The following is a 12,142-nucleotide window of genomic DNA, read 5'->3' as shown; positions in this document are numbered from 1 at the left end:
AGGGACGCGCGGGATTGCGTGTCCCCGCTCGTTCTCAGATCGACTGGCGCAGCGGGCGGAACGCGGTGCGCATTTCCGCAGCGAACAGCGCGGGCTGCTCCCAGGCCGCGAAGTGTCCACCCTTGTCGAGTCGGTTGTAGTGCATCAGCTTCGGATAGGCCTTCTCGGTCCAGCTGCGGGGCGCGGCGTAGATCTCGTCCGGGAAGACGCTGACGGCGACCGGGATCTTGATGTGCTTGGGCTCGAAGAACACCAGCTTGTTCTCCCAGTAGAGCCGCGCCGACGACACTGCAGTGTTGGTGAGCCAATAGAGCGTGATGTTGTCGATCACATCGTCCCGCGACAACCCTTCCGTCCTGCCGTCGAACACCCGCGCGATCATGGCAGCGCTGCGCGCATCGTGATCGAGCATCCAGGATGCGAGACCTGCCGGCGAATCCACGAGGCCATAGAGTGTCTGGGGTCGGTTCGACATCTCGATCGCGTAGCCCAGTCCGTGCTTGTAGAAATCGTCGAGCTGGTCGTAGGCATGGCGTTCGTCGGCCGAGAGATTAGCCGGCCGCGACCCGCCGGGCTGTAGCTCCTTGGCGATATCGTCGGGAACGGTGGCAGGCATGTTGGTGTGGATGCCGAGCAGTTCCGGCGGCGCGATCAACGCCATCTGCTCCGTCACGGCATTGCCCCAATCGCCGCCTTGCGCAACGTAGCGGCCGTATCCGAGCCGCTTCATCAGCACGATCCAGGCGCGCGCGACGCGCTGGGGGTCCCAGCCGAGTGCCGTTGGCTTGCCGGAGAAGCCGTGGCCGGGCAGCGAGGGGATGACGAGATCAAAGGCGTCGGCCGCCTTTGCACCGTGCGCGGTCGGATCGGTGAGCGGGCCGACGATCTTCATCTGCTCGATGATCGAGCCGGGCCAGCCATGCGTGACGATCATCGGCAGCGCGTTCTCGTGACGAGAGCGGACGTGAATGAAGTGGATGTCGACACCGTCGATCTCGGTGACGAATTGCGGCAAGGCATTCAGCCGCGCCTCGATCTTGCGCCAGTCGTAGTCGTTCTGCCAGTGGCGCACGAGCTGCTGCACCGTCGCCAGCTGCACGCCCTGCGATTGATCGGCGACGATCTCACGATCCGGCCAGCGCGTCGCTGCGAGGCGACGACGGAGATCGAGCAGATCCTCCTCCGGCACGCTGACGTGGAACGGGCGGACGGCGCCGCTTGCAGCGGCCTTCGCCGGATGCAGCGGCAGCAGGCTCGATACGCTGGCGGCAACCGCCGTCATCGCGGCCTGGGTCAGCAATTGACGGCGGTCGGGGTTGAGGATGTCGGCTCGTGCTTGCGTGGTCATGTTGGCTCTCCCTTGCTTGATCGGTGACGCCGATCGAATTCGAAATCGACGCGTCGGCTCGTCATGGGCAGAGAGTGACGCAGACAACTGCAATTGGCTCGTTATGCATTGTTAGACTGCGTTAGCCGTTGCGAGCCGGCGGGGCACATCGCCGATCGGCAAAAAGCAACGCGGCGCGCGATGACCTCGGTCATCGCGCGCCGCGTCGGCTTGCGTCGGTTGAAGCGTTCGTGCCGCCCAGCTCAGGATGGCAGAGGCTGGCCCGCCTGCTCACGGACGATGTAGTCGGCGTACCAATCGGCCCAGTTCTCGTCGTGCCCGCCGGTCCGCTTTTCGTGTTCGCCATGGGCCGCCGCCGCACGGCGCAATGCCGCGGCCAGCTCGGCCTGCGAAGCGAACGTCGTGCCGCCGCCCGCGATGCGTCCCGGCAGTCGCGTGGTGACTTCCTGGAACAGCCAGCCATTGCCGTCGGGATCGCTGAACGAGGCAAATGAGCTGTAGCTGCCGCGCTTCGGGTCAGCACCGCCGACTCGCGCGCGGCCGAACAGATATGGTTCGTCCGATCCGGAATGAACGTCCCCGGCACCGTGGAACGGAGCGCTGACCTCGATGCCACGGTCGAGCAGATCCTTTCGGGCCGCCTCCAGATCGGACACGATCAGGTACAGGCCCCGCGCCGACCCGGGCGCCGCCGCCGTCACGTTGCTGCCGAAGATCACCGAGCAGGCCGAGCCCGGCGGCGTGAACTGGATCACACGCCAGTCGTCGTCCGAGGCAAAATCGGCGTCGAGCCGCCAGCCGAGACGGGTGTAGAACGCCTTGGCGCGGTCGACGTCGGACACGGGGATCACGACCACCTCGAGCCTCAGATCAACGCCAGGCGACGTCGAAGGCTTGCTTGCAGACGTCTCCGAAGATTTGACCGCGGCATCACGGTCGATGTCGAGTGTGGCCATGTCGAACTCCCTGAGTTGGATTTGAAACGAGCCTCAGGCGGCTTCGATCGGCATCACGATGGTCACCCGTGTGCCGCCCTCTCCCGCCTCGCCGTGCAGCTGCGCGCGAATGCCGCGTGCGAGTCCTTCGAGAAGCCGGCTGCCGGTGCCCTGAAGCGGCTTGGTCGCGCCGATCCCGTTGTCGGCCACCGTGCAGAACCAGGCGCCGTCACGCTTGGCCATGTCGATGCGGATCAGCGCACCATTCCTGTTCGGGAAGGCATGCTTTGCCGCATTCGTCACCAGCTCCGTCAGCATCAATGCGAGTCGATGGCATTGCCATGCCGGCAGCGTGCCGTCTTCGATGGCCGCTTCGCAGCGGATGCCCGACGGCTCCAGCACGGCCTCGGAAATCGCCGCGCACAGGCTTTCGAAGAAGCCTGCAACGGAGATCGCCGAATGGTCGTCATTGTCAGACAGGAGTTGGTAGAGCCTGCCGAAGGCGACGATGCGCCGCTCGAACCGATCCACCGCAAGCGACACGTCCCTGGTGCCGGCCCGCGTGAAGTCGCGACGGACCGACGCGCCGAGCAGCGTCAGCGTGTTCTTCATGCGATGATGGGACTCCCGCAGCACGAGTTCCCAATCACGCGACTGGTCGTCGAGGCTGGCGACAAATTGAGCACGAACGGAGCTACCGTTCGGCATGGACCCGATAGCGGACATCATAGCCTCCCTGTTGAAATAGGATCTAACTCGGAAGCCATACTGGATGCATCGCGCGTGTTTTGCCCGTTAGACGTTGCAAGTTTTTGTTATGATCGGCGGCATCACGATCTGGCAGTGGCGACTGCCGCCGCGACGGTCAGGCCCACTGACGAATTGTCGCGGTCGCGTCGTAAACCGTTCGCGTTTAAGCAAATTTGCGGCTGAGATTCCGCCTGCGGTCGGTCATCGCCACGCGATTTTGCCACTTTCGGCCAGTTTACTGATGACCTCGTTCTGGTAGATCAAAGCGCAGACACCAGCCTTTTCACTGGAATCACTAGCCCGTGCCGGACACCAACGACCAGGATTCGGCCATTGCCTTCGGACCGTTCCGGCTGTTCGCAAAGTCGCGGCTGCTCGAGAAGGACGGCGCTCCCGTTCACCTTGGCGGTCGTGCGCTCGACCTCCTCGTTTTTCTCGCCGAGCGCGCCGGCGAGGTTGTGGACAAGCGTGAGTTGATCAAGCGCGTCTGGGCCGACGTGAACGTCGACGAAGGCAGCCTTCGCTTTCACATCACGACGCTCCGCAAGGCCTTGGGCGATGCCGGGGAAGCCTCCCGCTACGTCGTCAACGTCCCAGGGCGCGGCTATTGCTTCGCGGCTCCGCTGCTGCAGCCTGCTTCGGAGAACCGGTCCGGCCTGCCCGCAGCTTCGCCCCGCTCGCTGCCCTCGCCACTCGCGAAGATGATCGGGCGGGACGATGCGATCGAGAAGATTTCGGCCGAGCTTGCCCTGCATCGCTTCGTCACGATCGTCGGCCCCGGCGGGATCGGCAAGACCTCGGTCGCACTGGCCGTCGCGCACGCCGAGCTCCAGGCCTTCGAGGGCCAGGTGTGCTTCGTCGATTTCGGCGCGCTGACGGAGCCCCGGCTCGTTACCGGAACGATCGCAGCCGCCCTCGGCCTGACCGTCAATTCCGAGGACCCGATGCCGGGGCTGCTGACGCACCTGCGCAGCCGGCGGATGCTGCTGGTCTTCGACAGTTGCGAGCACATCCTCGACGACCTCGCCCCCCTGGCCGAGCGCATCGTCCGGGAGGCGGGCGAGCTGCATATTCTGGCCACCAGCCGCGAATCCTTCCGCTCGGAAGGGGAGCGCGTCCATCGGTTGTTTCCGCTGGATTGCCCGCCGGAGCGCGACGGGCTCGGCCTCGCCGACATCCTTGCCTATCCCGCAAGTCAGCTCTTCGTGGAACGCATTGCCGAAAGCCTCGGAGAATTCGAGCTCAGCGAAGAGGATGCGCCGCTCGTCGCCGAGATCTGCCGGCGGCTGGACGGCATCGCGCTCGCGATCGAGCTCGCGGCCGGGCGCGTGAACGCCTATGGCATAGCCGGAACCGCCTCGCTGCTGGACAGCCGCTTCTCGCTGCTGTGGCGGGGGCGGCGCACCGCGATCCCGCGGCACCAGACCCTCAGCGCGGCGCTCGCCTGGAGCTACGATCTGCTGCCGGCAGCCGAGAGCGCAACGCTGCGCGGATTGTCGGTGTTCGTCGGGCCATTCACGCTGGAAGCCGCGCTTGCGGTCGCCTCCTGCCAGGGCATCGGCGAGCCCGAAGCGGTCGAGGCGATCTCGAACCTGCTGTCGAAATCGCTGATCGCGACCTCGGCTGCGGAGCGGCGGCTGCGCTATCGCCTGCTCGACACGACACGCGCCTTCGTCGCGGACAAGCTCGTCGAGAACGGGGAAGCGCCCCGCGTCGCGCGCGCCCACGCCGAATATTTCCGCGATTTCCTGCGCGACATCGCACTGAAATCCACTGGCATGCAGAGCGCGGGCGGCTTCCTTCCCTATGCCGATCATCTGCCCAATGTCCGGGCCGCGCTGACCTTCAGCTTTTCGGACGGCGGCGACCGGACCATCGGCGTGGATCTGGCGGCCGCGGCGGCCCAGTTCTTCCTCGAGCTGACCTTGCTGACGGAATGCTCCCGCTGGACCCAGCAGGCGCTGGCGTTGCTCGATGCGAGCGCGGCCGACAGCCGCACGGAGATGACGCTGCAAGCCGCGCTCGGCGTCTCCGCGATGTTCACGCAGGGCAATACCGAAGCGGTCCACTCGGCGTTCACGCGCAGCCTCCAGCTTGCCCGGGAGCTCGAGGATCTGCACTGGCAGCTCTGGCTGCTGCGCGGATTGCACATCTACCTGACCCGGGTCGGAGATTTTCACGGCGCGCTCGGGACCGGCGAACAGGGCGAAAGCGTTGCGCGGAAGCTGAACGATCCCGCCAGCACGCTGAACGTGGAATGGATGCTGGGCGTCGCGCATCATTTGATCGGCAACCAGGACAAGGCGGTGCAGTTCTGCGAGAGCGCGATGGTGCATAATCCCGGCTCGCAGCGGCTCAATATCGGCCATCTCGGTTATGACGACCGCATCGTCGCGCTGGTGGCGCTGGCGCGCGGGCTCTGGCTCACCGGCAGGCCCGATCATGCGATCGAGGCGGCCAGATACACGGTGCGCGAGGCCGAGCTGCTCGAGCAGCCGCTCACGCTCGGTATTTCCCTGATCTGGACGATCTACGTGTTCCTCTGGGTCGGCGACTGGGCCAATGCCGAAAGCCTGATCGAGCGCCTGATCGATCACTCCGCCCGGCACTTCCTCGGCCCCTATCACGCGGTCGGCATCGGCCAGAAGGGCGAGCTGCTGCTGCGCCGCGGCGAGGTCGCCGCCGGCATCGAACTCCTGCGCCGCAGCCAGGCCACGCTGTACGCGACCCGGCACCGGATCATGACGACGGTGTTCGCGACGGCGCTCGCGGAGGGTCTCGCCGCCCAGAACCAGGCCGAGGAGGCCTTGCAGACGATCAATGAGGCCATCGCCCAGATTCCCGATAACGGCGAGTCCTTCGACATGCCGGAGATGCTCAGGATTAAGGGCGACATCCTTGCGCGGTCGGGTCACTCAGCGGAAGCCGAGAACTACGTCCGCAAATCGCTCGATCTGTCACGCCGGCAATGCGCGCTTGGCTGGGAGCTCCGCGGAGCGATCAGTCTCGGCCGCATCTGGGAGCGGGCCGGCAAGTCCGCCGACGCGCGGGCCCTGCTCACCCCACTCGTGGCGCGATACAGGGAAGGCCTCCAGACTTGCGATCTGGTCGCCGCAAGGGAGCTCCTGGGCAGCCTGAATTGAGAGTATCTTCAAGGAGATACCACCATGCTGCGCGCTCGCAACTCCTAACAACTTCTAACACGCCAAGCCGCATACACCCCGCCATGGTGGTGGCACTTCACGGTGGATATGGCGGGACATGGCCCTTCTTGACGACGTCATCGATGCCAGCGGTGGTTTGGCCCGCTGGAACAGCTTGAACCGGTTCACCCTCCACCTGTCCGTCGGCGGAACGCTGTTCTCCAGCGCCGGACATGCCAGGGAATTCAAGGATGTGACTGCGGAAGGCTCGACCAAGACACAATCGGTCCGCTTCACAGGCATCACCGGGGGCGAACACTCCGGCTCCTTCCAGCCCGATGCGATCACGATCGAGAGCCTGGATGGCGAGGTCCTGCGGTCCTGGCGCAACCCGAGCCTTGCATTTCCCGAGGTCGGCTCGCCTGCGCTCGCGGACGAACTGCACCTCGTCTTCTTCTGCGGCGTCGCAATCTGGAATTACCTGACCAGCCCATTCCTCCTTGCCCATCCCGATGTCGTCACGGAGGAGCTGGCGCCATGGCGCGAGGGCGCCGAGACCTGGCGGCGGCTGCGGGCGCAATTTCCCGCGCATTTGATCACGCTCGCGCCCGAGCAGATCTTCTACTTCGACGAGAGCGCCCTGCAACGGCGGACGGATCACGATCTGTTCGGGATGAAGGTCGCAAATTATTCCTGGGCCCATGACAGCTTCGGCGGCATCGTGGTGCCGACGCTTCGACGTGCGCAGACGCTGCGGCCCGACGGAACCGTGATCGCCAAGCCGGTGCTGATGGACGTCGAGATATTCGACGCCGTGTTCGAGTAACCGCGCGCGCAGGCCCGGCAACGGACCACCGCTCTCAACGTCTAACAATACATAACGAGCCAACAGCGCGCCTCGAGTGCAGATTGCGCTTGCGAGCATCGAACGACGTGCTCGAACGAGACGCAGACGGCCCATCTCCATCGGGTTGGAACGCATCATTTCAGTGAACACACTCAAGGGAAACAGTCATGAAAGTACTGATGGTTCTCACGTCACACGATCAACTCGGCAACACCGGGCGCAAGACGGGCTTCTGGCTCGAGGAGCTGGCCGCCCCCTATTACGTGTTCAAGGATTCGGGCGCGGAGATCACGCTCGTCTCGCCCAAGGGCGGCCGTCCGCCGCTCGACCCCAAGAGCAACGAGCCCGAGTTCCGCACCGACCTAACGCTGCGCTTTGAAGCGGATGCCGCCGCGGAAGCACAGCTCGACAAGACGCTTCGCCTCGACAGCGTCAGGCAGCAGGATTTCGACACGCTGTTCTATCCCGGCGGCCACGGCCCGATGTGGGACCTTGCCGAAGACCCGGACTCGGTCAAGCTGATCGAGTCGTTCTTTGCCGCCGGCAAGCATGTCGCGATCGTTTGCCATTCCCCGGCGGCGCTGCGCCACGTCAAGACGCCGGACGGCAAGCCACTGGTGCGGGGCAGGGAAGTGACCGGTTTCACCAATGGCGAGGAGGAAGCCGTCGGCCTCACCAAGGTGGTGCCGTTCCTGGTCGAGGACGAGATGCTGCGCCTCGGCGCCACCTTCTCGAAGAAGGCCAACTGGACGCCCCACGTCGTCAGCGACGGCCTGCTGATCACGGGACAGAACCCGCATTCGTCCAGGCCGGCCGCGCAGGCGCTGCTCGCCGCCCTCAAGGGCAAACCGTTGGCGCGCGCTTCGTAAAGCCGGGATGCGGCCACATCTCGGGAGGGGCCCGTGACGGCGCCTCCCGACATCGCAGTCGCAAGCGCATGACCCGCTTTCGACAGATCTTCACCCGACATACCGGACCGGAGCGATGACATGAACATCCCAGCCGCACTCGTCCTCTCGGCCGCGATGGTCGGCGCGACCGTGACAGCGTCGGCGCAAGAGTTGCGGTCGAGCCGACGCTCGATCAGCTATCACACCGTCGAGATCGAGGGCCTCAAGGTCTTCTACCGCGAGGCCGGCCCCACCGACGCCCCGGCCGTTTTGCTGCTGCACGGCTTTCCCTCGTCGTCGCGGATGTGGGAGCCCCTGCTGTCGCTGCTCGCCGACAAATATCATGTCATCGCTCCGGACTATCCCGGCTTCGGCAACAGCAGCGCGCCGCCGCCGTCAGATTTCACCTATACGTTCGACAACATCGCCGCCGTGATCGGCGAGCTCACGACAAAGCTCGGACTTGCCGGCTACGTCCTGTTCATGCAGGACTACGGAGGTCCTGTCGGCTTCCGCATTGCCCTGGCGCAGCCCGAACGTATCAGCGCCATCATCGTTCAGAACGCGGTTTCGCACGAGCAGGGGCTGGGTCCGCTCTGGAGTGCGCGCAGGAAGTACTGGGCCGATCCCGCACACGAGCTCGAGGCGCTCAAGGCCAACTTCACGTCCCTGGAAGCGACCCGTCAGCGGCATCTCGGCTCGAGCCCGCACCCCGAACGCTACGACCCCGACACCTGGACCGACGAATACGCGTTCCTGACGCGTCCCGGCCAGGCCGAGATCCAGACCACGCTGTTCCTCGATTACCGGACCAACGTCGCCTCATATCCCAAATGGCAGGACTGGCTGCGCAAGACGCGGCCACCGACGCTGGTGGTCTGGGGCAAATACGATCCGTCCTTCACCGTCGCAGGCGCCGAGGCCTATCGCGACGACGTGCCGGATGCCGAGATTCACATCCTCGAAGCCGGCCACTTCGCGCTGGATGAAGCCACCGACGAGATCGCCGCGCTCGTCCGCGACTTCCTGGCGCGGCTGGACGGACAGAAGAGATGACCGCCGATGGACGCGCCCAGGACAGGCCTTAGGAGAGGCCTTGACGGCCGGTTGCTGCGACGTGTTCAGGCCGCCGGCCCGTTCAGCATGCGCCGCGCCGCAATGAGATCGGCGGTCTCGAATCCTTCGGAGAAGCGGGCGTAGGTTTCGGCGAGCCGTTCCAGCGGAGCCTGCACACCCTGCCGAACACGAAGCTGCGCCAGCGACGTCTCGGCCCGCAGCCGCCAGGACAATGCGCCCTGCTGCTCGGCAAGGGTGATCGACGCGACAAGATCTGCTTCGGCCGCCTCGAGATTGCCGCCACGAGCCTCGAGTTCTCCCCGCAGACGGAGCAGTTCGGGCATGTCGAAGGCCCCGCCTTCCTGCACGACCCGGTCGATGGTTTCGTGCAGGACCTGGGCGCCTTCCGTCAATCGTCCCAAAGAGACCAATCCCCGGCACAGGTCCGAGGCGAACGCCGATGCATAGAGCTCGTAGCGATCGGCATGCAGGCGTGGAAGCGCGCTCCGCAACAAGTCGATGCCGCCGGTGACCTCGCCGCGGCCGATCATGGCCTGGGCTCGAAAGCCGGTCGCGACGGCTTCGTAGGGTACGAGTCCGTGCATGCCCGCATGCGCCGACAAGCGACCGGTCATGGTCTCGACGGACGACCAGTCGCCAACCCACCCGAACACGGAGGCGGACCAGCACAGCGCGATACAATGCATCACCGCGTCGCGCGGCGCTGAAGCGCCGACAAGCGGCCGGACGCATTCGAGCGCACGATCGGGAAAGCCGCGCAGCCACAGCACGCGCGCGAGCGGAATTTGCGGCGTGCGCGAATAGGCGAAATGTCCGGGTTGCGTTCCGCGTAGCGCAGCGTCGTCGCGTACGCCCTGGTCGAGATGGGCCTCCGCCGCGACTTGATCTCCGGCGAGGTGATAGGAAACGCCGAGCAGCGCCTTACTGCCGGCAATCCCCGCGATGTCGCCGATCAGGCGGGCAATCCGCTCGGCGTGAAGCGCGGTCGGCACCAGATGCCGATAGCCACCGGTGCGGCGGTAGAACATGTTGAGCCGCGACAGCAGCCTGAACGTGTTGGCGTGATCGGAAAGCGCCTCCGCAAGCTCCAGCCCGCGCCGGAGCGCCGCTTCCGCCTGCTCGCTGTTGCGCTCGGTGAACATGAGGGCGTGACCGAGCGTGGACTGGAGCTCGAGCTCCCATCTGCCGCCCCGGTCGGCATTGTCGAGCGTTGCGAGTGCGCGATCGGACCAGATGCGGGCCTCGCTGAGCAGATTGAGCTCGACGAACAGCCTTGTGCAGCCGGCCGCCAGCGGCACGCGCAAGCCGGCGCCGTCGTCGTTGGCATAACTCCATTGCAGCGCCGCGCGAGCGTCGGCGAGCAGGCTCACGCGCTCCTGCACAAGGGATGGATGATCGGTGCCCCCATGATCCCTCATGCCTGCTTCGAGCGCGCGTTGAACATATAGCGCGTGACGGCGCGCGATCTCGTTTGCCTGATCGCCATCCGCCAGCTTCTGCATGGCATAGGCGCGCGTGGCATCCAGCAGGCGATAGCGCCGCGACGCTCCGTCCGGCAGCGCGGACACCAGCGACTTGGCCACGAGCTGCTCCAGTGCGTGGACGACGCCTTCTTCCGGCGCCTCCCCGGCCGCGACCGCTATCGCGCCTTTCAACGTGAAGTTGCCCGCGAAGACGGCGAGCCGCTGGAACACGATCCGCTCGCTCTCGCCGATCAGGCCGAAGCTCCAATCGAGCGTTGCACTGAGGGTCTGCTGCCGCGGCGGCGCCGTTCGCCGCCCGCGCCATTCGAGCTGCAGCCGGCTGTCGAGCAGATCCGCCATCTCGCGCAGCCCGTAGAGACCGACGCGTGCGGCAGCCAGCTCGATCGCGAGCGCGATGCCATCGAGCTTGCCGCAAATCCGGGACAGGATCTCCGCATCGGCGTCGGTGATGTCGTCGCGATGCCCCGCGGCGACCGCGCGATCGACGAACAGACGCGCAGCGGGATAAGCCAGCACCTCGCCGGCATTGAGGCGGGTTCCCTGCGGGGGGCCGGGCAGCGAAACGAGCTCGAAAATCTGCTCGCCTTCCACCAGCAGCGACTCGCGACTGGTGGCGAGAATGACGATGCCGGGCGCCTCCCGGTAGATGTTTTCCGCAAGGCGCGCGACCTCGTCGATCACGTGCTCGCAGCTGTCGAGAACGAGAAGCAGCCGCCGCCCGCGCAGGAAATTGACGATGCTGCCCGATGGATCATCGTGGTGAACGACGAGGCCCAATGCGGCGGCAACCGTGCTCGCAACCAGCGCCGCGTCCTTCAGGGGACCGAATTCGAGAAAATGGACGTTGCCGTCGAAGGTATCGCACATGTCATGCGCGATCGCGGTCGCGACGGTGGTCTTGCCGATGCCGCCCGGCCCACGTAGCGTGACGAAGCGATCGCGGAGCAAGCGCGCCGTCAACTCGGCCACGGCGTCCTCCCGCCCGACCATCCGGTCCAGTCGATGCGGCAGAGACGGCGGTGGCGCCGCCTTTTGAGGTGCCCGCGACGCCAACGCAGACACCTCTGCGCGCTCGACGCGCCGCACGGGCGCGACGAAGCAATAGCCCCGGCCAGGGATGGTGGTGATGTAGCGGGCGCCACTTTTTCCGTCGCCCAGCACCTTGCGCAGCTCCGCGACATGGACGCGAAGGCTGATCTCCTCGACAGAGAGTCCGGACCACGCATAGCCGAGAATCTCGTCCTTCGGGACCACTTCGCCGGCGCGGCTGACGAGCAGGCGCAAGATATCCATCGCGCGGCTGCCGAGCCTGACCGGCAGGCCATCCTTCTCCAGCAGCCGCGACCGAAGCGAAAATGGACCGAACGAGACGGCCTCGAAATCGAGCATCGTTGCGGCGCCGCTGCCACGGGGGCCATGACCTGCCGAGAGCTCGGTCACTTCTGACTCATCTTGACAGCCGCTCCATCGAAATGCGGCGCGACTATACCCGGCACCGGTGCGAGGTCCAGCGAGGGCATCGTACGAAACCCACGCCGCTGCATGGATAGCCGCGTGATAGCCCGCGCTCTCCCGAGTCGGATCGGGCTGCGCAAACAGTTGATAAAACGCGCAAAAACGTCCCCTTCTGCGACGAGCTGCCGCACGTGACGCGCCCCACAAAAACTA

General features: G+C 65.6%; 8 protein-coding genes. 4 read left to right on the top strand and 4 right to left on the bottom strand.

Translation table 11 applies throughout. From position 1 onward, the window contains the following. Nucleotides 1-34: 34 nt before the first annotated feature. The 3 genes from JQ572_RS21375 to JQ572_RS21365 form a co-directional block, all read right to left on the bottom strand. Nucleotides 35-1,348, bottom strand: a complete 1,314-nt coding sequence (locus JQ572_RS21375) for an epoxide hydrolase family protein (RefSeq protein WP_211384778.1) — start codon at nt 1,346-1,348, stop codon at nt 35-37. A 242-nt stretch (nt 1,349-1,590) separates the two neighbouring features. After that, a complete protein-coding gene (locus JQ572_RS21370) occupies nt 1,591-2,304 on the bottom strand; it encodes a VOC family protein (RefSeq protein WP_211384777.1) in 714 nt (237 codons plus the stop codon). Between the two features lie 33 nt (nt 2,305-2,337). After that, the gene (locus JQ572_RS21365; RefSeq protein WP_211384776.1) at nt 2,338-3,009 is read right to left on the bottom strand and encodes a sensor histidine kinase; all 672 of its coding nucleotides are present in this window, start codon (nt 3,007-3,009) and stop codon (nt 2,338-2,340) included. A gap of 326 nt (nt 3,010-3,335) precedes the next feature. On the opposite strand from JQ572_RS21365, the gene JQ572_RS21360 reads away from it, so the two are divergent. From JQ572_RS21360 to JQ572_RS21345, 4 genes are all read left to right on the top strand, one after another. After that, nucleotides 3,336-6,176, top strand: coding sequence for an ATP-binding protein (locus JQ572_RS21360; protein ID WP_211384775.1), 2,841 nt, complete (start codon nt 3,336-3,338; stop codon nt 6,174-6,176). A 118-nt stretch (nt 6,177-6,294) separates the two neighbouring features. Next, a complete protein-coding gene (locus JQ572_RS21355; protein WP_211384774.1) occupies nt 6,295-7,002 on the top strand; it encodes a hypothetical protein in 708 nt (235 codons plus the stop codon). A 188-nt stretch (nt 7,003-7,190) separates the two neighbouring features. After that, nucleotides 7,191-7,892: a type 1 glutamine amidotransferase domain-containing protein gene (locus tag JQ572_RS21350; RefSeq protein ID WP_211384773.1), complete on the top strand. Its 702-nt coding sequence runs from the start codon at nt 7,191-7,193 to the stop codon at nt 7,890-7,892. Between the two features lie 120 nt (nt 7,893-8,012). After that, nucleotides 8,013-8,969, top strand: coding sequence for an alpha/beta fold hydrolase (locus tag JQ572_RS21345; protein WP_211384772.1), 957 nt, complete (start codon nt 8,013-8,015; stop codon nt 8,967-8,969). A 65-nt stretch (nt 8,970-9,034) separates the two neighbouring features. On the opposite strand, the gene JQ572_RS21340 is transcribed toward JQ572_RS21345, so the two are convergent. Next, on the bottom strand, nt 9,035-11,914 hold the full coding sequence (locus tag JQ572_RS21340; RefSeq protein WP_211384771.1) for an ATP-binding protein: 2,880 nt from the start codon (nt 11,912-11,914) through the stop codon (nt 9,035-9,037). Between the last annotated feature and the right edge of the window lie 228 nt (nt 11,915-12,142).

Source organism: Bradyrhizobium sp. SZCCT0153, assembly GCF_018129995.1.
Classification (GTDB): Bacteria; Pseudomonadota; Alphaproteobacteria; order Rhizobiales; family Xanthobacteraceae; genus Bradyrhizobium; species Bradyrhizobium japonicum_G.
Note: the sequence above shows the minus strand (reverse complement) of the source record. Positions and strands in the feature narration are given on the sequence as shown.